This window comes from Treponema berlinense (assembly GCF_900167025.1).
In the GTDB taxonomy this organism is placed as follows: Bacteria; Spirochaetota; Spirochaetia; order Treponematales; family Treponemataceae; genus Treponema_D; species Treponema_D berlinense.
In genome coordinates this window covers 39028-61636 of the sequence record NZ_FUXC01000005.1, presented here as the reverse complement: position 1 = coordinate 61636, position 22609 = coordinate 39028, and the positions used below count along the sequence as shown (strand labels likewise).

24 protein-coding genes are annotated in these 22609 nt (G+C 39.9%); 8 read left to right on the top strand and 16 right to left on the bottom strand.

Annotated elements, in window-relative coordinates; genetic code table 11:
- Positions 1 to 165 precede the first annotated feature (165 nt).
- Positions 166 to 453, bottom strand: coding sequence for a helix-turn-helix domain-containing protein (locus tag B5D47_RS05525; protein WP_078930844.1), 288 nt, complete (start codon positions 451 to 453; stop codon positions 166 to 168).
- Positions 454 to 505: 52 nt separating this feature from the next.
- Between B5D47_RS05525 and B5D47_RS05520 the strand changes: the two genes are divergently transcribed.
- From B5D47_RS05520 to B5D47_RS05505, 4 genes are all read left to right on the top strand, one after another.
- Complete coding sequence (locus B5D47_RS05520; RefSeq protein ID WP_078930843.1) at positions 506 to 1030, top strand: formylglycine-generating enzyme family protein; 525 nt, start codon at positions 506 to 508, stop codon at positions 1028 to 1030.
- Between the two features lie 141 nt (positions 1031 to 1171).
- On the top strand, positions 1172 to 1702 hold the full coding sequence (locus tag B5D47_RS05515) for a hypothetical protein (RefSeq protein ID WP_078930842.1): 531 nt from the start codon (positions 1172 to 1174) through the stop codon (positions 1700 to 1702).
- A 608-nt stretch (positions 1703 to 2310) separates the two neighbouring features.
- Positions 2311 to 3897: an ATP-binding protein gene (locus B5D47_RS05510; RefSeq protein ID WP_078930841.1), complete on the top strand. Its 1587-nt coding sequence runs from the start codon at positions 2311 to 2313 to the stop codon at positions 3895 to 3897.
- Between the two features lie 179 nt (positions 3898 to 4076).
- A complete protein-coding gene (locus B5D47_RS05505; RefSeq protein WP_078930840.1) occupies positions 4077 to 4289 on the top strand; it encodes a SlyX family protein in 213 nt (70 codons plus the stop codon).
- On the opposite strand, the gene B5D47_RS11930 is transcribed toward B5D47_RS05505, so the two are convergent.
- Positions 4264 to 4416, bottom strand: coding sequence for an IS3 family transposase (locus tag B5D47_RS11930; protein WP_200806552.1), 153 nt, complete (start codon positions 4414 to 4416; stop codon positions 4264 to 4266). The genes B5D47_RS05505 and B5D47_RS11930 overlap by 26 nt on opposite strands.
- A 92-nt stretch (positions 4417 to 4508) precedes the next feature.
- Here B5D47_RS11930 and B5D47_RS05495 point away from each other — a divergent pair, with 92 nt between their 5' ends.
- Entirely contained in the window at positions 4509 to 5711 is a 1203-nt protein-coding gene (locus B5D47_RS05495; RefSeq protein ID WP_078930839.1) for a formylglycine-generating enzyme family protein, read from the top strand.
- A 139-nt stretch (positions 5712 to 5850) separates the two neighbouring features.
- Here B5D47_RS05495 and B5D47_RS05490 read toward each other — a convergent pair whose 3' ends face one another.
- The 8 genes from B5D47_RS05490 to B5D47_RS05455 all read right to left on the bottom strand — a co-directional run bounded on the left by B5D47_RS05490 (position 5851) and on the right by B5D47_RS05455 (position 14371).
- Complete coding sequence (locus B5D47_RS05490; protein WP_078930838.1) at positions 5851 to 6666, bottom strand: gluconate 5-dehydrogenase; 816 nt, start codon at positions 6664 to 6666, stop codon at positions 5851 to 5853.
- A gap of 131 nt (positions 6667 to 6797) precedes the next feature.
- Complete coding sequence (locus B5D47_RS05485; protein WP_078930837.1) at positions 6798 to 7229, bottom strand: chemotaxis protein CheW; 432 nt, start codon at positions 7227 to 7229, stop codon at positions 6798 to 6800.
- Positions 7230 to 7235: 6 nt separating this feature from the next.
- The gene (locus tag B5D47_RS11520) at positions 7236 to 9323 is read right to left on the bottom strand and encodes a methyl-accepting chemotaxis protein (protein WP_078930836.1); all 2088 of its coding nucleotides are present in this window, start codon (positions 9321 to 9323) and stop codon (positions 7236 to 7238) included.
- A gap of 26 nt (positions 9324 to 9349) precedes the next feature.
- Positions 9350 to 9715, bottom strand: a complete 366-nt coding sequence (locus B5D47_RS05475) for a response regulator (RefSeq protein ID WP_078930835.1) — start codon at positions 9713 to 9715, stop codon at positions 9350 to 9352.
- Between the two features lie 67 nt (positions 9716 to 9782).
- Entirely contained in the window at positions 9783 to 10964 is a 1182-nt protein-coding gene (locus B5D47_RS05470) for a protein-glutamate methylesterase/protein-glutamine glutaminase (protein WP_078930907.1), read from the bottom strand.
- Between the two features lie 77 nt (positions 10965 to 11041).
- A complete protein-coding gene (locus B5D47_RS05465; protein WP_078930834.1) occupies positions 11042 to 11896 on the bottom strand; it encodes a CheR family methyltransferase in 855 nt (284 codons plus the stop codon).
- Entirely contained in the window at positions 11896 to 14016 is a 2121-nt protein-coding gene (locus B5D47_RS05460) for a chemotaxis protein CheA (protein ID WP_078930833.1), read from the bottom strand. Before B5D47_RS05460 ends, B5D47_RS05465 begins: the two co-directional genes overlap by 1 nt.
- On the bottom strand, positions 14009 to 14371 hold the full coding sequence (locus B5D47_RS05455; RefSeq protein WP_078930832.1) for an STAS domain-containing protein: 363 nt from the start codon (positions 14369 to 14371) through the stop codon (positions 14009 to 14011). Before B5D47_RS05455 ends, B5D47_RS05460 begins: the two co-directional genes overlap by 8 nt.
- 82 nt (positions 14372 to 14453) lie before the next feature.
- On the opposite strand from B5D47_RS05455, the gene B5D47_RS05450 reads away from it, so the two are divergent.
- Positions 14454 to 14957, top strand: coding sequence for a chemotaxis protein CheW (locus B5D47_RS05450; RefSeq protein WP_078930831.1), 504 nt, complete (start codon positions 14454 to 14456; stop codon positions 14955 to 14957).
- Positions 14958 to 14965: 8 nt separating this feature from the next.
- On the opposite strand, the gene B5D47_RS05445 is transcribed toward B5D47_RS05450, so the two are convergent.
- The 3 genes from B5D47_RS05445 to B5D47_RS05435 are packed head-to-tail and all read right to left on the bottom strand — an operon-like array spanning position 14966 to position 18321.
- Complete coding sequence (locus tag B5D47_RS05445) at positions 14966 to 15565, bottom strand: chemotaxis protein CheD (protein WP_078930830.1); 600 nt, start codon at positions 15563 to 15565, stop codon at positions 14966 to 14968.
- Positions 15566 to 15571: 6 nt separating this feature from the next.
- Positions 15572 to 17287: a methyl-accepting chemotaxis protein gene (locus B5D47_RS05440; RefSeq protein WP_078930829.1), complete on the bottom strand. Its 1716-nt coding sequence runs from the start codon at positions 17285 to 17287 to the stop codon at positions 15572 to 15574.
- Positions 17288 to 17322: 35 nt separating this feature from the next.
- Positions 17323 to 18321 carry a P-loop NTPase gene (locus B5D47_RS05435; protein ID WP_078930828.1) on the bottom strand — a complete coding sequence of 333 codons (999 nt, stop codon included), beginning with the start codon at positions 18319 to 18321 and terminating at the stop codon, positions 17323 to 17325.
- Between the two features lie 61 nt (positions 18322 to 18382).
- Here B5D47_RS05435 and B5D47_RS05430 point away from each other — a divergent pair, with 61 nt between their 5' ends.
- Complete coding sequence (locus tag B5D47_RS05430; RefSeq protein WP_159443497.1) at positions 18383 to 19012, top strand: tetratricopeptide repeat protein; 630 nt, start codon at positions 18383 to 18385, stop codon at positions 19010 to 19012.
- A gap of 193 nt (positions 19013 to 19205) precedes the next feature.
- Entirely contained in the window at positions 19206 to 19844 is a 639-nt protein-coding gene (locus B5D47_RS05425) for an RpiB/LacA/LacB family sugar-phosphate isomerase (RefSeq protein WP_078930826.1), read from the top strand.
- Positions 19845 to 20095: 251 nt separating this feature from the next.
- On the opposite strand, the gene B5D47_RS05420 is transcribed toward B5D47_RS05425, so the two are convergent.
- From B5D47_RS05420 to B5D47_RS05410, 3 genes are read right to left on the bottom strand one after another with little or no spacing between them, the layout of a single operon-like run.
- On the bottom strand, positions 20096 to 21145 hold the full coding sequence (locus B5D47_RS05420; RefSeq protein WP_078930825.1) for a GGDEF domain-containing protein: 1050 nt from the start codon (positions 21143 to 21145) through the stop codon (positions 20096 to 20098).
- Positions 21146 to 21186: 41 nt separating this feature from the next.
- On the bottom strand, positions 21187 to 21966 hold the full coding sequence (gene rlmB, locus B5D47_RS05415; protein ID WP_078930824.1) for a 23S rRNA (guanosine(2251)-2'-O)-methyltransferase RlmB: 780 nt from the start codon (positions 21964 to 21966) through the stop codon (positions 21187 to 21189).
- 51 nt (positions 21967 to 22017) lie between these two features.
- On the bottom strand, positions 22018 to 22518 hold the full coding sequence (locus B5D47_RS05410) for a YchJ family protein (protein ID WP_078930823.1): 501 nt from the start codon (positions 22516 to 22518) through the stop codon (positions 22018 to 22020).
- Between the last annotated feature and the right edge of the window lie 91 nt (positions 22519 to 22609).

Here is a 22609-nt window from a genome sequence, read left to right as displayed (position 1 = left end):
TATTTCGTGAGGAAAAAAAGTAATTTAATTATTCTTGGCAAAAATCGAGATAGAATAGACTGTTTTTGTAGATTTGATTTAACACAAGTTAATACAATTAATTTTCTTAAGGAATGAATAAATCCATTTTTTCACCGTCAAGTGATTCTTCTTCATTAGATGATATTACAACATTGCAACTCTAAGCTGCTTTCCAAATACAGCCGCCACTTTCTGCAAAGTAGACAATCTTATATCTTCAGAATGGTTTTCCATTCTGGAAATTACACTTTTCTTTGTATTAAGTTTTTCGGCAAGCTGCTCTTGTGTCATTCCATTTTCAAGGCGCATTTCTTTTATCATCATTCCGATTTTAAATTCTTCATAACCTGAATCAAATCCATTTGCAAAATCAGAATCCTTTTCTTTTCTTTGAGAAATATAGTCATCTAAATCGAAAGTATCATTATTCATAATCTATAAATATTTCCACTAAGTTCTATCCTTACTTCGTAGAAATCCGTATCTGAAATCTTCTTATGGTGAAGGATTAACTCCTTGCTATACAATAAAAGGTTCTACCGCCCCTGAAAGCTGGGGAACTGTACCGGATTCATTCGATAGAGAATGGGAAGCTGCAGTCTGCGACTTTGAAGCAGACGGCTACCGCCTGCCGACAGAGGCCGAATGGGAATGGGCCGCACGCGGCGGAGAAAGCTATGAATATGCAGGAAGCGACAATATAGATGACGTTGCGTGGTATAAAGGAAATACGAATGGCAAAGGATCAAGGGAAGTAAAAACAAAGAATGCAAACGGCTACGGACTTTACGACATGAGCGGAAACGTAGATGAATGGTGCTGGGACTGGTATGGAAGTGTAGACAGCAGCACGCCAGGCTCAGGTATGTCGTCCGGTTCTGACCGCTGTCTACGTAGTGGTTCTTGGTTCTACGAGGCTAGCTACGTGCAGGTCAACTGGAACTACAACAGCCGCCCGTCCTACCGCTACAATACCTATGGCTTCCGCCTTGTTCGCTCCGCGCAGTAGTCCTATATGTAGAGGGAGCAGGAAGAAGGCGTAAGCCATACGTCTGGTCAAGGCACGCTGTGCTCAAGGCCGCGGCTTGGCTGGAGCATTCTTTCTGAAAGAATTTGTGAAAAGAATTTTTAAAAATTTTAGAAGGGTTTTATGGGAGAAATAAAAACAAACAAAATTGAATATGTTGATGTGGTTTCAAAGCCTGTTGGTATAACTTATGAAAAGGTTCAGGTTTTGGGAATTTACTGCTGGCAGTATGAAAAAAATGAAAAAAGGGCGGCATTTTTTCTTCCGCGCCTTTCATTCAACACAAACACTGACTACCTTAAAAAACTTTATCCTAGTATTTCTACAGACAAGGATTTAAAAGGTAAAGGCATTTTTACATCGCTTTGGAAAATAGAAAAATTCTACAACAAAGTTTCAATTCTTCATCCAGAGGAAGTTCTTTACAACGATTTTGCGACTTTAAGTGCTTTTAAAGCATGGGTAGAAACCGATCCTAATTTGAATGAAAAAAAACAAAAAAACGAAGAAGAATTTCTTCAGGTGTATGCACTTACTGACGAAGCGCGTTTTGCAAAATACAAATGCACGGAAGTTCAGAATTCTGCCGCGACAGCATATTACAGCCTAAAAGAAATTCTTGAAAGCGAAGATATGCTCGAAAGCCGGGCATAAAAAAATAAAAACGGTATTCTTCAGCAAAGATGAACAGGTGTGTCGTCCGGTTCTAACCGCTTTTTCTACAGCATTTCGGCATTTTTGCTCCACCTTGCTGACGATGCAAAACAATGGCTTTTGCCTTATAGTGTTATGTCATCTTTCTGACACGCTTTTATAATAACTCTGGCACTGTGCTATAGCTTTGCTGCAAGGCTTTTAACATTTTGATAAAAGCCTTGCAAAGGTTTGCAGAAAGCCTTGCGGAGTTTTGCCGGCACGCTTATTTAATCGTTCCAAAAGCCTTTTAGAGGAACTAAAACCACCTGGCTGAATAAGTTTTTATTGATTTGTTTATGCTGGAAGGATGGAAAATCTGCAATTTTTATTTTGTTGTAACAGAAAATAAAGTTAATGTTTTAATTTGCGCCTGTTGTTATAGAAGCCAACCTGAAAATCAATTCCGACTTGTCTTTTCACAAAATAACAAAATAGGCGGACTTATAGGCAAGGAGAACTTTAGTCAGTTGTATAATGTACACGAGAAAATTGTATATCGCCAAATATTATTCTAAATCTTCTGCCAATAACCTGTAAAACTCGTTTTTTTATGCTATAATGATTCCATGCAGAATATCAGAAAACTGCCGGTTGGCATTCAGACATTTGAAAAACTTCGCGAGGGCGGATATCTCTATATCGACAAGACGGATTTTGTCTACAATCTTGTTCATACCGGGCAAGTTTATTTTCTTAGCAGGCCGCGCAGGTTCGGGAAAAGCCTTCTTCTTTCAACTTTTAAGGCGTACTTTGAAGGCAGAAAGGAGCTTTTTGAAGGGCTGAAAATCGCGGAGCTTGAAAAGGAAAATCCCGACGCATGGAAAAAATATCCGGTTATCTATCTGAATTTTGCGCAGGACAATTTTTCGGAAAAGAAAACGCTTGGTGACTGCATAAACCTTCAGCTTGAGGAATATGAAAGAAAATACGGCATAACAGAAAAGCCGGAGCGCTTTGCCGGCCGCTTCATGAACATTGTGAAAACTGCCCGGGAGAAAACCGGAATGCAGGCGGCAGTTCTGATAGACGAGTACGACAAGCCGCTTCTGGACGCACAGAACAACGAGGAGCTTACAGGCAGCAACCGGGAGACGCTGAAAGGGCTTTACATAACGCTGAAGGCTCTTGATGAGAACCTGAAGTTCGTGCTTCTTACTGGAGTTACAAAATTCAGCAAGGTGAGCATTTTCAGTGATTTGAACCAGCTGAACGACATCTCGATGAATGAGCAGTTTGCAGAAATTTGCGGAATCACGGAAGAGGAGATGATTTCAAACCTGGAGCCGGAAATAAAGGCGATGGCGGAAAAAAATCAGATTTCCGAGGATGAGTGCGTACAGAAGCTTAAGCAGATGTACGACGGTTATCATTTCCATCACAACGGAAAAGGCGTCTATAATCCGTTCAGCCTGATAAATGCTTTGTATGCGAAAGAATTTTCGCTCTACTGGTTCGCCACGGGAACACCAACGTTTCTTATCAAGAAACTGAAGGCAAGCACGATGAGCTACATGGATCTTTCAAACGGAATCGAGGCGACGGCGCAGGAGCTTCAGGACTACAGGAACGACAATCCGGATCCGGTTCCGCTTTTTTACCAGACCGGCTATCTTACCATAAAGGGCTACGACCGCGAGTTCGGCGTGTACCTTCTGAAATACCCGAACGACGAGGTGAAATACGCGTTCATAAATTCGCTTGTGCCGGCCGTTCTTGACATCCAGAGCGCAAGCGCGCTTGACGTTGTTTCGTTCGCGCGCGACATAAAGAAGGGCGACATTGAAAGCGTGATGAGGCGGTTCAAGGCTCTGTTCGCAATGCTTCCGTACACAACGTTCGGCAAAGGAACGAAAGACAGCGTTATTGAGCAGAATTTCCAGAATGTGTTCTATCTGGTTTTCACGCTGCTCGGCCAGTGGTCAAGGGTGGAGGAAACCTCCGCGCTGGGCAGGGCGGACTGCGTGCTTGAAAACGGCGGCAACGTGTTCATCTTTGAGTTCAAGCGCGATAAAAGCGCGGACGAGGCTCTGCGCCAGATAGAAGAGTCCGGCTACGCAAAACCGTACGAAGCCGGCGGAAAACGCATCGTGAAAATCGGCGCAAGCTTTTCCACAAAGGAAAGAAGCCTTGTGGAATGGAAGATTGTGGAATAAAGTGGCGGTTCCTGGAACAACAACGCGAACAACTGCGCTGTTGCCAACCTTGCTTTTAGAGCCGGACTGTCTTGCAAAGTGCGGTTTTTCCGTGCAATGAAAATGTTTTTGCCAGTCTTGTGCTTTTGTAGCACACAGGTCGCTCTTTTGTGATATGATAAAATAGTTGTAAAGAAGATATGGAAAAAGAAACAGATGACCGCCTGACTGCAATCGAAGTGAAATTAGCCTACATGGAAGATTTTGTAAACCAGATTCAAAACGTTGCAGTTGAACAGGCAAAGACTATTGATAAACTTCAGAAAGAAATAAAACTGATGTCAGACCGAATCCGCGAAATGTCGAATACGATGGAAGGGGATATTCCTAATAGGAAGCCACCGCATTATTAGAAATAAAACCACAGTGAGAATGAATCCGCTTTGTGTTGTAAAAAGTTTCGATATATTCAAAAACAAGGCTCCGACAATGTTCGTAACCTTGAATCTGAAACCTGTATAGCCATTCGCGTTTTATCAATGAATGAATAAATCCATTGTATTTTGAAAAAAATGTGATAAATTATTATAAAAAAATTGCAAGAATTTAAAATTAGCAAAAACAGGATAAATATGGAAAAATTTAAGCTCATTTCAACTTTATTTATTTCAATTCTTCTAATTTTTTCAGGCTGTAATGTAGAAACAGATACTACTACATCTGGCTCTTCAGATTCTGGAAGCAGTTCTGAAGAAGATTCCAAAACACCAGAGCCTATTATCAAAACAGAAAAGCAACCTGTAACTTTCAGCAACACAAATGCCAATTTCACGATGATTGACATTTCTTTCATCGATGGAAGAACCTCAGACTCAATTATTTTAGGCGAAGATTTACTCGAAGTTCCCTACACGACGAATGTAAAACCATTCCGCCTTGCAATGTACGAAACAAGTTACAACACCTGGTATGAAGTTTTAACGTGGGCAGAAAACAACGGCTACACGATTGTAAATAAAGGCGTTGAAGGAGTTTTTGGCGAAGTTGAACATGAAAATAATATGTCAGAACCAGGAGAAAAGCCAAAACTTGTTGAAATGCCTGTTTGCCGTCTTACTTGGCGCGATGTAATGGTATGGTGCAATGCATTAAGCGAAATGAAAGGTCTTGAACCAGTTTACTGCACAGACAAAGATTTTAAAACACCTTTAAGAGATTCAACTGGAGTTGCTTTCAATGATTTAAAAAATTATGCGATAAAACCAGGAGAAGTTGACAATCCGTATGTTAACACAAATGCAGACGGCTTCAGGCTTCCTTATGTAAAAGAATGGGAATATGCTGCACGAAAGCGCTTTGATGGAACTGCAATTTCTGGAAGAAATGTTTCTGGAGATGAAACTGGTTCTGCAATTGAAACAACAGCTACAGAATTAATGAACGGATTATCGTTTCCTTTGTCTACAAAACAAAACGAATATTGCTGGCAAAGGCAAAACAGCGCTTCAAACGGACCTTCAAAAACTTACACAGGACAAGATGATACAAACACAACGCTTTCAACAAAAACAGGAAAATCCATCTCTGGAAGAAGAATGCATCTTTCAGGTGGAAAACTTCCAAATCATTTAGGATTTTTCGACATGAGCGGAAATGTTCCTGAATGGTGTTTTGACTACGATGTTCCTTACGGTTCAGTTTATAAATTTTCTACAGCACGAGGTCTTAGAGGCGGAGACCATTTAAATGAAATCGTAGGTTCACGCTGTTCCGGATACAAAGGCGGCGCTTTAGTTGGGCTTGCATTCGGTTTCCGTGTTGCACAGAATCATTAAATGAATAAACTGGTTCATGAAACTACGGTTTCAAGAACATCTTCTTTCTAAGATTTATTTTGTTTTCATTACCATATTGATTTATAAAAAAAAAGCACCCCGATTGATGGAGTGCTTTTTCAAATCATTGCATTATTGCTTATTTAGGCTGTTTTCCGATATATGCAAGAATACCGCCGTCAACGTACAAGATGTGTCCGTTTACTGCGTTTGATGCATCAGAAGCCAAGAATACTGCCGGACCTGCAAGTTCTTCTGGGTCGAGCCAGCGTCCTGCCGGTGTGCGTCCGCAAATAAACTGGTCGAATGGGTGGCGTGAGCCGTCAGGCTGTTTTTCGCGAAGTGGTGCTGTCTGTGGTGTTGCAATGTATCCAGGTCCAATTCCGTTACACTGGATGTTGTCTGCACCGTATTCAGAACAGATGTTCTTTGTAAGCATTTTAAGTCCGCCCTTTGCAGCTGCGTAAGCAGATACAGTTTCGCGTCCAAGTTCTGACATCATTGAACAGATGTTGATGATTTTTCCGTGTCCCTTTTTAATCATTCCAGGAATTACTGCTTTTGAAACGATGAATGGAGCGTTAAGGTCTACATCGATTACAGCGCGGAAATCTTCTGCTGACATTTCTGTCATTGGAATTCTCTTGATGATACCAGCATTGTTTACAAGAATATCTACAACGCCAACATCTTTTTCGATTTTTTTAACAGTTTCGATAACCTGATCTTCTTTTGTAACATCACAGATATATCCGTGTACGTCGTTCATTCCGTTTTCTTTGTAGTTTGCAAAACCTTTATCAAGCTGTTCCTGTCCACGGTCGTTAAAAACGATTTTTGCGCCAGCAGCATGGAATGCCTTTGCAATTGCAAAACCGATGCCATAAGAAGCGCCTGTAACCCAAGCTACTTTGCCAGTAAGGTCAAAGTCTTTCATTTCAAATGCTTTTGCCATTTTTTAATAGCCTCCAATAAGTATTACTTTAAAGATATAAAAATGACTTTGTAAGGTCAATAAAATTACGCCGTCATTTTTAACAAAATTATTTCGCCTTAAAAAGCGTCTGTTGAATTCTGACAAATTATTTACAAATCTTCAAGACCAAGAATAAAAATATTTTTATCTTCAAATTTCAAGATTTTTTTTATATTTTCTCTAGGAATTGAAATTTTGCACCTTGCCTCAACTTCATCATCTTCTTCAAGATTCTGAACGTCCAAAACCTGATCTGCAACTAAACCGTAAAGCGTTATTTTTTCGCTCTCGCCTTCCTGTTTTTTTACGGAAATAACGATAATTTTTGTATTTTTGTCCGGCTCTTTTTCTTTTAAGCCAAATTTTTTTCGCAAATTGATAACCGTAATTCCCTGTTCACGAGAATAAATCAGTCCTTCAATATAATTTTTGGCGCCGGGCATTATCGTAAAATTTCCATAATTCAGAACTTCGAGAACATTTGTAATTTCTACTGCGCAAATATTTGAATCCAATAAAAACGTTAAAAATGAATTTTTCATCTGCGTTTAAAATTCCTCAAAATCCGCGTCTTTAATTAAATCGGCGGTTGTTTTTCGAACAACAGTTCCCGAAATCGGATTGTCCTTCGGTTTTTCAGAAGTTTTTTCTTCCTTTTTTTGAACCTTTTCTTTTATTTTTTCTTCAGCTTCCTTTTTTTCGGCAGGCTTTTTAAGTTCAGTTTTGTCTTCTTTTTCCTGTTTTTTTGGTTCGTCCGGTTTTTCTACAGAAGTTTTGAGCATTTCCTCGGTTTCTGCCGCATTCTGGTTAAATTCGTCCGGAGTCTTAAAGAAAGCAATCGTCTGAACAAGTTTATGAGCTTCGGAACTGAGTTCTTCCGCCATAGCTGCCATTTCTTCGGCGGCACTTGCATTCTGCTGAACAACACTGTCAAGCTGGACAATTGCCGTAGAAACCTGCTGAGCTCCGTTGTCCTGTTCGCGGCTTGCAGTTGCGATTTCCTGAATAAGCATTGAAGTTTCTTCGATTGAAGGAACAAGTCCGCCAATCATTTTTCCTGCATTTTCTGCTGTTGCCAAAGTGTGGGCAGAAATTTTACCGATTTCTGCGGCAGATGCCTGTGTGCGTTCTGCAAGTTTTCTAACTTCGCTTGCAACAACCGCAAAGCCTTTACCTGCATCTCCTGCTCTAGCCGCCTCAATTGCAGCGTTAAGGGCGAGCATATTTGTCTGTCCGGCAATGTCTTCGATTACACCGATTTTTTCAGAAATTGTTTTTACAGCTTCTACAGCCTCGTTTACGGCAAGACCGCCGGCTTCGCTGTCTGCATTCGTTTTTGCGGCAATCTGGCTTGTTTTTGCCGCATTGTCCGCCGTCTGACGAATATTGCTCGTCATCTGCTCCATCGTCGCGCTCATTTCTTCGGTAGAAGCGGCCTGTTCACTTGCCCCGGAAGAAACAGCCTGGCTTGAAGAAGAAAGCTGTTCACCGCCTGCACGAACATTCATTGCGGATTCGCGTACAGACTGAATCGTTTTTATAAGCGAAGTAACCATGTTTGAAAGCGCATTAGTCATATCGCCAAGCTCATCCTTGCGGTTTTTGAGTTTTTCAACAAGCTTTAAATCTTCTTTTTTTATTATAAGATTTCCTCTCGAAAAGTTTGAAAGCGCGTCACGTATGCTATTGAGCGGCTTTGAAATTGATGAGGCATAAATCCATGAAATAATCACTGAACCGACAATAAAAATCAGAGTTACTACAAGCATAAGAATTTTCATCATATCGACAGAACCCATAAACGCTTTTTCTGGAACCATCATCGCAAAGGCCCAGTCTGTCGAGATTTTTTCATCTCCAATTGAAGAATATGCCGTGTAATACTTTTGTCCGTAAAATTTTATTTTTTCAATTCTGGATTCACCATTCATCATCTTTTTGCTAATGCTAGCAAGATTTTTAAAAATATTATTTTCCATTGAAAGCGCTTCAAAAGTCGAATTTCTTCCTTTTGCCGCCTCAATTGTATTTGCAATCAAAATTCCGTCTTTTCTGCTGATTATAAAAGACTCTGTCCCCTTAACAAACTCCATGCCTTCCGTAAAGTCATCCAAAAGGCTTGTATTTGTCTTCATTGCAAGAATTCCAGAAATATTGTCTTTTTCGTCACGCAGCGGAACTGCAAAATAAAGCGCAAGCGCTCCTGTCGTTTTTGCAATTACAGGACCGTCAACTGCAGATTTTCCGGTTATTGCCTGTTTAAAATATCCGCGTTCCTGAATTTCGCATCTGTTTCCGTTTGATGTGTATCCGTGTCCGTCTTTGTCTGCCAGAACAAAATAATTTGCTCCATAAAAATTCTTTTCGGCGCCTCTTAAAATAAGAGCTTTTTCTTTTATAGAGAGGTTTGAGCGTAAATCTTCGCGGCTTGCAAGCGCATTTACAACATCAATATTTGCCTGAATCTCTTTAGCCGCAAGTTTTTTTGTTGTATGAATAAGAGAACTTATTCCATGATTGGTTGTAATATCTACTGCGTCGCTGGCAAAAAATATTGAAATCCCAGCTAATGAAATTCCTAAAAACAACGAAACAAGCGCAACAAATCCGGTAACTGCATGGCGAATACTTTTCATAAAGACCTCTCACTAAAAGATATATTTTATCCGATTATTTTTTTGACAATGGCAATAAGTTTTTCTGAAGTAAATGGTTTTACAATCCAGCCGGTCGCTCCAGCAGCCTTGCCTTCTTCCATTTTTGACGACTGATTTTCTGTCGTAAGGGCGATTATCGGCGTAAACTTATAACCGTCGGTTTTTCTGAGTTCTTTTGTAAACTCAATTCCGTCCATATTCGGCATGTTTATATCTGTAATGATTAAATTGAATTTATCAGTCTTTGCTTTTGCCAGTCCGTCAACTCCGTCCTCGGCTTCTACAATTTCATAGCCTTCCTGACCCAAAATAAAAGAAATACTCTTTCTTATAGAAACTGAATCATCAACAGCAAGAATTTTTTTCGACATAGTTAGTTCTCCTACAAGTTGTAAAACAAATTATTTACATTTTACCATTTAATTATCATTTTCTGTTTTAATAACACGTTTTTATATGGTTAAAATTCATCTGCATGATTTTTGCTTTTGTGCAGACTTCTTCCGCAATCTTCTCCAAAGGCAGCACTTTATCGACCGCCCCGGCTTTTACCGCTTCGCCCGGCATTCCCCAGACAATGCTTGTTTTTTCGTCCTGGGCAATATTGTACGCTCCGGCGTCGTGCATTTCCTTCATTCCGTGAGAACCGTCATCCCCCATTCCGGTCATAATTACGCCGATTGCGTTTTTGCCGGCATATCGCGCGGCAGAACGAAAAAGAACATCGACTGAAGGCCTGTGCCTTGTCACAAGAGGACCATTTTTTATTTCCACAAAATATGAATTTCCTTCACGCTTTAAAAGCAGATGACTGTTTCCTGGGGCAATCAAAACCGTTCCGGTTTTTACAACGTCTCCATTTGAAGCTTCTTTTACGGTGACTTTAGAAAGTCTGTCCAGTCTTTCGGCAAAAGCCTGTGTAAAATGTTCAGGCATGTGCTGGACAACGACCATTCCCGGACAATCTTCCGGCAAGGCGCCCAAAAAGTCTTTTAAGGCTTCTGTTCCGCCTGTACTCGCACCAACTACGACAACCGGCTCAGAAAGTCCAAGAGAATTTGCAATCTGAGTATCGGGCTTTTTCATAATCACGTCGGCAGTATGTTTTGGTTCAATAATCCGCCTCTGAATATCGTTTTGTGCAAGGTTAGAACCTTCTTTTTTTTGAACAGATGAATGTGCCACAGCCTGCGAAGGAATCAACTGCTTAATTTTTCCAGTGCAACTGTACGCAGATTTAACTGCATCGCAAAGACGGATTCTTGACTCTTCGAGAAACTGTTTTGTTTGAAAAGACGGTTTTAAAATAACTTCGCACGCGCCAAGATCATAGGCCTTTAACTCTTCCGGAGAATTATTTTTTACGAGAGAAGAACAGATTACGATTGGGATCGGGTCAATTGTTTCATTCATCTTCCGCAAAAATGTAAGTCCGTCCATCCGGGCCATTTCAATGTCGGAAATTATTACGTCAGGACGTTCATTTTGAAGCATGTGAACGGCAACAATCGGATCAGTGGCAGTTCCAATTACACGAATTTCCGGGTCTGTTTCAAGAACCTGCGGCAATGTCTGTCGTACGAGTGACGAATCGTCAATTATCAAAACTTTTATAATCATTTTTTTTGTCCGTTTTTTGTCAGGCAAAAGTTCAAATTTCGTGCTTTTTCACAAAACCGAATTTAAACCTGCCTTTTTTACTCTTTTTTAAAAATTGTCGGTCCAACCGTTTTTAACGGCAACTCCATTCCAAAAATCGTCTCCGAATGTCCGAGAAATAAATATCCTCCCGGAACCAAATGCTGTAAAAGTTTGCGGATTACGCTCTTCTGAGTTGCTTTATCAAAATAAATCAACACGTTCCGGCAGAAAATTGCATTTTTTTGAGTAGTTTTTGGATAAACCGAATCCATAAAATTCAGCCTTTCAAAAACAACTTTTTCGCGAATTTGCGGTTTTAAGCGCACGCAAGGATTTTTTAAATCTTTGCTCTTTAAAAAATATCGTTTTTTTAAATCATAACTCAAACTTTCTACTTCCGACATTGGATAAACCGCATCAACCGCCTTATCCAAGACTTTTGACGAAATATCCGTTGCAAGAATAGAATAATCTTCGATTTTTCCGGGATTTTTCCTCATAAATTCCTGCATGACAATAGAAAGCGTGTAAGGCTCCTGTCCGCTTGAACAGCCTGCCGACCATAATTCAATTTTTTTTTCGTTTTTTTTGGCAAGCTCAGGAAGGACAACATTCGTTAAATACTCAAAATGCGCATTTTCCCTAAAAAAATTTGTAAGGTTTGTCGTAACCGCATTTATCATAAGAGCAATTTCTTCATTTCCTTCCGGAGTATTTGAAAAAGCAAGTTTTAAATAGTCGTCAAAATTGTCCATTTTCAGGCTTTTTAAGCGGCTTGTAAGACGGGATTGAACCATAAGCCGTTTTTCGTCCGGCATTTTTATTCCAACATTCGTATGAATAAAACTGGAAAGTTTATGGAACTGAGAATCTGTCAACGCTTCAGGAGCAAAAAATCCAATTTCGCACATTATTTTTTTCCTGTTTCTTTTGAATTAACTAAATCCGCCAGTTTATAGACATCGAGAATAAGGGCTACAGAACCGTCTCCCAAAATTGTGGAATTGCTTATGCCAAGACAATTCTGGTAAAGTTTTCCAAGAGGCTTGATTACAGTCTGGTGGCTTCCCAGAATTTTATCGACAATAATTCCAACCTGTCCTTCCTGAGAATTTATTGTGACAACTTCTTTTTTTTGTAAATAAGATTCCGGAACCTTAAAAAATTTCCGCAAGTCAATGCAAGGAACGTCTTTTCCGTGAACAAGCGTATGAGGAAAGAGAGTTTCGCTCTTTTTGCCAGTCTGTTCAAAGAAAAGACATTCAGAAATCATATTCACCGGAATTATGTACTTTGTGTTTCCTACTTGAGTGAGCATTCCGTCGATGATTGCAAGCGTAAGCGGAATTTTTAGAATAAAACTTGTGCCTTTGTTCGGTTTTGATTCAATCGAAACTGAACCTCCAAGCGAGAGCACGTCTTTTTTTACAACGTCCAGTCCAACGCCACGGCCGGAAACATTTGAAACCTTTTTTGCAGTCGAAAATCCCGGCTGAAAAATAAGATGAAAAATCTCCGATTCAGAAATTTTCTCGTCTTCCGAAATCAATTTTTTTTCTATCGCTTTTTTTCTTATTGCCTCTTTGTCCAGACCTTTTCCATCGTCCGAAATAGTAATTACAACCGCTCCAGTCTGATGCTTTGCCGAAAGAGTTACAGTTCCCTTTGGATTTTTTTTGTTTGCAATTCTTTCGACAGGAAGTTCAACTCCGTGGTCTACGGAATTTCGGATTAAATGAAGAAGAGGGTCATTGAGTTTTTCGACGACAGTCTTATCAAGTTCCGTTTCCGCTCCTTCAATAACCAAATCAATCTGTTTTCCGAGCTGTTCTGCAAGATCTCGAACTGTGCGGCGGAATCTTGTAAAAAGCGTTCCAATCGGCAGCATCCGGATTTCGAGGGAAGTGTCGCGCAAAGAAACCGCAAGCCGCGAGCTCTGCTCGCTCAAATTTTTTAAAACAGGCAAATCTTTTTCTATTGCAAGCTGCTCAAGCCGCGCATTAAAAGTTACAAGCTCGCCAATCAAGTCTACGAGAGAATCCAGTTTTTCGGAACTTACGCGGATTGAACTCTGAGAAGGCGACGAGCCTGAAACAGGATTTTCGCCGTTCATCGCCTTAAAATGCTGCTGTTCCGCCAGGGCCGACTTAATCTGCTGGTTAGAAACGAGCTGCTTTTCTACGAGAATCTGCCCAAGCTGCTTGTGTTCCTGCATAACCGAATCAATCTGGGTTTTAGAAATATCGTTCCGGTCAATGAGAATTTCGCCGATTTTGTGGTTTTCTTCCGGATTCAATTCGATTTTTTCGACGGTGAATGAAGATTCATTGTCCAAAAAAATAAAAACATCTTTAATGTCGTTTTCCGTTTTTTTCGTTGTAAGAATTATATCCCACGAAAAATAACATTCTTCTGCGTTAAGCTTTGAAAGTTCCGGCAAGGAATCATAAAAAGAAACGACGGTCGCGTTTCCCATTTCTGAAAGTTCTTTGACCAAAAGTTCAGGCCGCGTTCCGTTCTGTAAAACTTTTTTGCTTGGTCTGAATTTTATCCTGTAAGTTGAATCAGGTTCTTTTGTTTTTGCGGCGGGATTTTGATTTTGAGAAGAATTTGCGGTCAAATTTGCAGCATCTTCCGAAACAGTTCCGCCATTTCTGGCAACATAGGTTTTAAAAGCAAGGATTAAAGTCTGTGAAGTCTGCATTATTTCCGGCGTAATTTCCTGGCCGGCATCGAGCATAAAGCGGATATGATCACGGGCTTTGAGCAGCAAATCTATAAGTTCATTTGAAACAGGAACAATTCCGCTCCGGACCTGATCCATTGCGGACTCGGCTTCGTGCGTAAATTCAGAAATTGCATTAAATCCGAACATTGCCGACGAGCCTTTTATCGTGTGCATCGCCCTAAAAACTGCGCTGATTGTTTCTGAATCGGTAGGATTTTCCTCAAGCGTCAAAAGCTGTTCTTCGAGATTGTCTAAAAGTTCATTTGCTTCTTCAAGAAAAACTGAGCTGATTTGTTCAAGCATTTTTACTTTCCTCCGATTTTGATTCTGTTTTGTCGATTAAATCTTCAAAAGAAACTCCGCAAGCGCCAACGTATTCTAAAATTGCAGGAGGAATGCCGCTCTTTAACAAAATTTTTTTCTTCTGGGCGTCGGCTTCTTTTTTTGCAGCCAAAATCAACTGGATTCCCGTAAGGTCAATGTCTTCAAGCTCGCTCAGGTCTATAAAAACAAGCGGATTTTCGTCTATCGCTTTTTGCAGTTCAACCTTGAGCTTTCCTGCAGATTCAATTCCAGCAGTTTCCGTCCATTTTATGATATTTGATTTTTTTTCTTTTTTTGCAGCCAAACCAAGTTCCCCAAAAGCAATCTCTTTCATTTCAAGCGAATTCTTAAAATTTCAAATTTTGTAAATTCTCTTGTATAATAATTCTATCGTCAGTTTTAGGAGACGTCAAATTATGAATGAAAGTCATTTTTCTACAGAGTCGTTTTTTTCGTTCAATTTAAAAGATGAAATGTTTTCGCTTCCGGTCAAATATGTAAAAGAAGTTTTTGAATTTGAAACAATCACTCCAATTCCAAATTCTCTGCCGTATTTAAAAGGCGTGATGAATGTGCGCGGCGGAGTAGTTTCAATTGTCGATTTGCGTAAATTATTCGGTTTTGAAGTTTCTGACAATTTAACGGGAACCCAGGTAATCATAATGGAAATTCCTCAAAAAAACGAAAAACCGGTCTTGCTTGGAATTCTTGCCGACAAAGTTGATGTTGTGGGCAGGCTCAACATAATTCAGGCCGACTCAAAAGATTATGGAATAAACGAAGGTCAGGATTTTGTAAAATCGGTTGCGCGCCGTGGAGAATCTTTTATTTTGATTTTAGACCCGGAAAAAATTCTCTCATTTATCGAGGCCGACGTCGAAAAAGCGTTTGAAGAAGTTTCTAAAAAATCCAATTTTTAGTTAAAAAATTACAGACCCTTTGCAAGATGGTTTAATTCTGCAAGGTATTCCAGATATTTTTGCTCTTTGGATTTTATGAAGTTTTCATCGTCCGGATTATGCGAATCTATGTGTTTTAAAAATACTTTTGCATTAACCGGATCAAAAAAAATCTTCCGTGGCAAATTTCCGCCAGTATCAGAACTTTTTATTTCGACGTTGTGAGATTTTAAATATTCGAATGCAAAATCAATATTTGCCGCCCCGACAAGAGCTCTTCCGCTCTGTGGCTCAGAAGAATTAAATATATTTCCACCACCAAACACTTTTGCAAAACATCTTTTTAACGACGCGCCTTTTTTTTCCATGTCGGCAACAAGCATTTCGACCGCGTATTCTCCAAAACGCCCCAAAAGCCTGTCCTGAGAACCGTCAATATCCAGGTTAGTGTCCCTCGCCAGCATAAAATGATTCATTCCACCGACTTTTGCAATCGGATCAAAAAGGGCAATGCTCACGCACGAACCCAAAACAGTGGAAATCATTTCAGGACCTGCCGAAGACCAGTATTCTCCCGGATAAAGAGTGACAATATTTCTATTAAAATGAAGATCAAAATAACGGTTCATGTAAAATTAGAAGAAAGTGATTTCTCCCTGTTCTGCTCCATGTTCAATTTCAAAACCGCCGATTTTTCCGGCTGCTTCTTTATGCGCCGTAATCGTAAAGTGATTTATAATCTCGCTGAATTTTGAATTTTTTATGTTCCATTCAGAAATATTTTTTGCTGCAAAGAGTTTTGAACGTACAGACGAAAGTTCTTTTACCTGTTCAGACAAATTGTCGCGGCATTTTTTTAATTTAAGGTTCAGATTATTTATTCCGGAAAGATCTTCCGCCACAAGTCTGCATTTTTCGTCAAAACCTTCCGGGAAAACGTCAAAATGGGCAATTATTTCGTAAAGGTTTTTCTGCGTAATCTGAAGCTCATCAAAAAATTCAGTCTTTTCTTTGCGCAAATCCAACATGCTCTGATTGTCTTTTGTAATCGAATTGTTAAATTCAACAAGAAGGTTCGATGCTTCGCGGATAAATACAGACAAAAGTTTTTCCATAGAGTCGAGCGACAAGTTTGAAGAGTTTATCAAATCGTCCATGTCCGTTACAGAATCTTTTACCTGTTTTATCGCTTCGTTTTTCGCAACTTCAATCTGCTGCAAAATGCGCACGTGATGAAGTCTGCTCATAACAGGACGAAGATTTCCAAAAACAGTGTACATTGTACGCGCTTTTTCGTTTATGCTCTGAGTTACGTGGAGCAAATCTTTCTGAACGAGATGATAGCTGTTAAAACCGTCCATCATCTCCTTAAACCTGCCGATTACCGCAGAAAGGCGCATTGCGACATTTTCTCCGCTGTCAGAAGTTTCGTCCAAAAAACGCGTTGAAAAATTGTTTTTCTGAGATTTAATTGATTCAAGTTTTTCTGTCACATCGTTCCAGTTTTCGTCAAACTCAACAAAACCTTTAGAAACGTAATTTATAATGTCGTTCAAAACATCAACGCAAAGTTCGTAAAGCGCAATGTTAAAGCAAACCGAATCAAGCTCTTCATCGCTTCCAGGAACTTCCGTCTGAGTTTTTACTTCATGAAGGCAGGCTGTCACGTGTTCAAGTCCCTGGCGGATAATATCCTGAAGCTGCAAATTTTCCATCGCTTTCTGAATCGGAGGATAAATCAACCCAAGGTCGCTGTCCATTGTCGAAAGAGGGGCAGAAATCGAACTGATGATTGATTCAATTCCCTGCGAACCTGCATTTCCGCTCATCGAGACATTTTCCTGCGAAGCCAAAATTCCCGAAAAAATATCCTTAAGTTTATTGATGTGCTCGATAAGCTGTTTTTCTTCCGCCAAAAGCTGGTCAGAATACTGGAACATGTCGTTGGAAAGACGCTGCAAATTTTCGGTAATACGGCTGAATGCCTGGCCTTTTTCGCCCGATTTTATCGAAATTACCATTGCATTCAAGGCGATAAGTTCCATTTGCTCAGAATCTTCTTTTACGCCGGCAATAAATTTGTCAAGTTCCGAGAGCGTTTCGATTTTGCTGTTGAGCTGGTCGAGAAAAGGCTTGTATTTATCTTGAGAATTGTCAAAAATTTCTTTTTCTGACGCAGTTGATTTTTCGTTATTTTCGCTTAACTCTTTTATAACCGCCTGCAAATTCCTAAGCGACGGACTTATTTCTTTGTTCAAGAGTGATGGAAATAAATTTCCCAAATCCAAAAAATATTTTTGAGATAAGTCGCTGGTTTCCTTTACTGAATCTAAAATAAGCTGTAAATCCATTTGTCTTGCTCCCATTAAAATTGTCGCATCAGCATCTATTTTTCTGCCAGTGCAGCTGTAAATTCTTTATCAAGAATCTTTAAATCCTTGTCTTTCGAAATATCATCTGCTTCAACCCCATTGAGCTCGTTGTATCTGTAAGAGTGAATCATAATTCTTTCCGCAGAAGTTTCAATTCCCCTCACAAAACCAGAACCCGGATTTGCAAGTGCCAGAGGTTTTCTCAAGGCAATTGAAAAACTCACCTGTTCGTCTTTTGGCAAAAAACCGACAAAATCCATATTTATGCCAAGTTTTTTTTGAATAAGCGAGCGCAATCTCTTTGCCATTTCTAAATCGGCAGAATTTTGCCCTTGGTTGAATATAACCTGCGGTCTATATTTTAAAAGTTCTGTTTTTGCAGATTTTCCGGTTTCTGGAAAATTTTTGCAGATTTTTTTGACAAGCTCAACAAAATCCGCATCACTTCCAGTTTCCGCACTTTTTAAATATCCGTTTATAAATTCTCTTTCCGGACTCTTTGCCTTAAACTGCCTCATAAAAAACCGGAAAACCGCCGCCTTCAAAAAACTGTACGCATTCAAAATCGAAGTCAATTCGGGTGTCGTTACCAAAAGCGAATTATAAGTAAGCAGAAAAAAGTCCAGAGTGTTGTAAGTTGTTCCGGCTCCCAAATCCAAAATTACATAATCTGCTTCCTGAGCGTTAAGAGCCTTTATAATCCTGCGTTTTGACGAATTATCCATATTTGCGGTTCCAGGATACATGCAGTCGCCCGCAATAAACCTTAAACCGGGAATCTGCGTTTCTTGCAAAAGAGAAGAAAAGTCTTCGGTCTGACGATAAATAAAATTGCCAAGACCGGCGCGATTGTTTTTTAAGCCGAGCAAAGTATGCAAATTCGCTCCGCCAAAATCAAAATCCGCAAGAATAACATTTTTTCCTTTTTGAGCCAGAACTGTCGCAAGGTTTACAGCATAGGAACTTTTTCCGACACCGCCTTTTCCGCTGGCAATTGGTAACAGATTAGTCATTTTACTCAATTATAAAGGGCTGATGTTGATTTTACAATTGCAAAACTGTTATTCTTACCGTATGTTAAAAAATTTAAGAAAGATTTTTGTTTCAAGCGCTGTTCTTTTAAGTTCAGTTTTATTTTTTTCGTGCACAAAACCCGGAGATTCAAGCGTACAGCAGGCAGTCACCGCTTACGGAGCCGGCAAATACGACCAGGCACTCGAACTTTTTAACGAGGCTCTCGAAAAACAAACCCGCTATTCCGACGAATTGATTTTTGCCTTTATTTCAAACATTTATGCGGCGCAAGAAGATTTTGAGAACGCGGCAATCTGGATGGAAAAATCCCTCGAAAAAAAACCGGATTACCGGAATTACGTCACACTCGGAATGGACTGGCAAACCTTAAAAAATTACCAAAAAGCCGAAGAAGCCTACAAAAACGCCATCCAAATGAATGAACAAAAAGGCGAAGGCTGGGCAAGTCTGGGCATGCTCTACCTCGAAGAAGGAAAATCCCTCGAAAAATCGATCGAAAGCCTAAAAAAAGGCGCAGAATTCGCACCAAAAATCGCCGTAATCCACGCATATCTCGGAGTCGCATATTTAAAAAACGGTCAAAAAGACCTTGCCGAACAAGAATTTTCCCTCGCCCAGGAACTAAAGTGCGAAAATCTTGAGCAGATAAAAGAAAAATTTTTAAAATAAGGGCGGCTTTTTGCTTTGCAAAAACCAGGCTTTCCGCAGTTCCGCTATTCGCTGCATCCGGCAAAAGCCGGACGCTTCGCGCTGCTCCAATCCTTGCCGCAAAATTAAAATTACAAAATTCCACTTCCTTTGATGAAACTTTCCATTTTTTTTGTTAAACTCAATCTGTTATAAAAAAATTGTGAGGTTCAATATGAAAATTGCTCTTATCAACGAAAATTCTCAGGCTGCAAAAAACGCAGTTATTTTCAATGCGCTCAAAAAAGTTGCCGACGCACACGGTTTTGAAGTTGTAAACTACGGAATGTACAGTGCGGACGACAAAGCACAGCTAACTTACGTTCAGAACGGAATTCTGGCGGCAACACTTCTCAACTCAAAGGCAGCCGATTTTGTCGTAACAGGCTGTGGTACCGGCGAAGGAGCAATGCTCGCGCTTAACAGTTTCCCTGGCGTAATCTGTGGACACGTTGCAAGCCCCCTCGACGCCTACACTTTTGCGCAGATTAACGACGGAAACGCAATTTCACTTCCATTTGCGCTCGGTTTTGGCTGGGGCGGAGATTTAAACCTCGAGTATATTTTTGAAAAACTCTTTTCAGAAAGCTTTGGCGGCGGTTATCCAAAAGAACGCGCAGTTCCAGAACAGCGCAACAAAAAAATTCTTGACGGAGTACGCGAAGCCGCATTCAAGCCATTTACAGAAATTCTCGAATCTCTCGACAAAGACCTCGTAAAAGGAGCATTTGCCGGCGAAAAATTCAGCGAACTCTTCTTCAAAGACTGCAAGGACGACAAAATCGCAGAAACAGTAAAGAAATTTTTAAACTAAAACTAGCCTACTAGCACGGCAAACAAACGTATAGCGTTACTAGCACGGCAAACAGACGTAAATCTTGCAGACTTTTAGTTTGAACTCTATTGTTTAAGCATGATTTACGTCAACAAAGCCGATCCTTCAACCCTGTCCGCAACGGACAATCTTTTTAAAACACATTTTTGGGGAAAAATAAAAGACTTATCAGGTCAAACTCCTGTCTATTTCAACGTAATTTTTAAAAGCAACGCACAATAATCGCTAAATTATTCCAAAACGAGTCTGCCGCTGTTATAGAGCATTTCCAAAACCTTAGCTGTAGTAATGTAAATGTCCATTTCGCCGTGCTGCCAGATTCGTTTTATTGTAGAATCAACACGAAGTATAATAAACTCTCCATCTTCTGCCTTTGCAATTTTACAGGCAAAGGCAGCCTTTATCCGTTGAGCCGAATATTCTCCTGCAAGTTCGGACTGGTTAGACGAAATGAGAGATTCAAGCTGATTAACGTAAAAAAAATCCGCCGGAGCGCACATTGCGTTGTCAACAAGCGACAAATTAATCGGCAAAAAATCTTTTGTGCGCGACAGTTTATGAATTTTTTCAAAATAGATTTTGCAGCCTTTTTGAATGCAAATATGGTCAGCCATAAAGTACGAACTCAAAAAATTAAAGAGCATTTTTATGCCTGTATCCAGTTTTTCGATTTTCGTAAGCATCCTGAACACGTTAAAATGCAAATACATTGAACTTTGAGAACGGTCTTTTTCGGTTTTTAACTCGATATTTGCGTGTTTTTCCGGCAGATAGATTATAAAACAGTTTCTGCCTTTGTTTTTCCCACGATACAAAGCCTTGTCGGCAGTTTCCAGCAAACCTTCGTAAGTTGAATCATCTTCGGGAAAACGACTTATTCCCATAGTTATTGTCACATAAAGCCCAATAATATTTTGAATTTCGTTTGAATTCATAAATTTCATGAGCTTGTGAGCATTTTCCCAAACTTCCTTGTAATCGGTTATTTTTGGGAAAACAATTAAAAATTCATCTCCGCCAAAGCGGCCTACAAAACCTTTACCTTCGATAACTTTTTTAATTCTTTCTGCAACTTCTATCAGAACTTTGTCGCCAGTAATATGGCCGTATGTGTCGTTTACGTATTTAAAATTATCAATATCTACGATTGCAAGAGTAAATGGAATTCCCTCTGCAACCAGAAAATTTACGTAATCAACGACTACATCCCGAGTATAAAGTTTTGTAAGGCTGTCGAAAGATTTTTCATCTTCAAATAAAAAGTTAGGCCCCATATTCATTTTATTATAATGCAGTTTTTTCCTAAAACAAAAACATTTTATTAAATTTTCTGACGATAAACTTCATACAAAAGCACGCCAGCCGCAACAGAAACATTCAGACTGTCAATTTTTCCGCAAGTTGGAATCGAGACAATTGAATCGCACTGCTCTTCCAAAAGACGCGCAATTCCTTTTCCTTCGCTTCCCATTACAATGCAGGTTTTTGCAGGAAAATTTAATTTTGTAACATTTTCTCCGCCGGCATCTGCCCCGTAAACCCAAAATCCAGCGTCTTTTAGCTGCTGTACAGCGCGGACAAGATTTGTTACAACGCTGACCGGAACATAAGAACTCGCACCGGCAGAAGAACGGGCGATAATTTCGTTGTCAGAAAAATCGTTTGCACTGTGACGGGCAGGCATTACAACAAGACTTGCGCCAAACTGGTCGCAGGAACGAATTATTGCGCCGACATTGTGAGGATCAGTCACGCTGTCCAGAACAATTACAGTCTGCTTTTCATTTTCCAGGGTTTTAGACGAAGCAATCCAACTGTCAAAATCAACATCGTTTTCAGATTTTTCAGGAGCGCCTTCAACAACCATTACGATTCCACGATGATCACGCGCAACTTCCGGCAAAACTTTTACCAGCGAGTCTAGGGCATTTTTGTCGGCATTTATAACCGGAATTCCAGCTCTTTTTGCGCTTTCGAGAATTTTTTTTATGCGTGGGCCAGTCTTTGCAAGCTGAATAGAAAGTCCGTCGATTTTTCCGCTGTCGAGAGCACGGCGAACTTTTTCTTCAATCGCATGAAACCCTGTAACAATCTGTGTCATTCTATCTACCTTCCACAACAAAACAGACGCTCCCAAAAGGGAGCGTCTGTTTTAGCGGCCACAACATTTCTTATATTTTTTTCCGCTTCCACAAGGACATGGGTCATTGCGGCCGATTTTCTTTCCTTCGCGGACTACAGTCATCGGTTTTACATCGCCTACTTCATAAAGCCATTTTCCATTTACTTTCTTAAAGTAAGCATTTTCGTGATGAATTTCGTTCAAGTGATTTTTGTCAGTATAAGAAGCTTCAAATTCTACAAGACCTTCGTCATCAGCTTCCTGACCTTTCTGAGTGTTAAGAATTTTTAAACCGTGCCATGTAGATTCTTTTGACCACTGTTCAGTAGCCTTGCGGTCAATTTCGGCAATTTTTTCGCCTTCTTCGCAAGAATTGATAATAAAGTCAATTTCGTGTTTTACGTAAGAAGTATAGCGGGCGCGCATCAAACTTTCAGCAGTTGGAGCGTCTTTACTTCCTTTAATAATAGGCTCACAACATTCCGCATAAGTTTTACCAGAACCACAAGGGCACAAATCTTTATCTGCCATTAAAAAACTCCGTCGCCACAAAAATGCAGCGCAAAAAAATTAAAATAATATAGAAAAGTATACCAAAAATTCCCTGCCACTGTCGAGATTT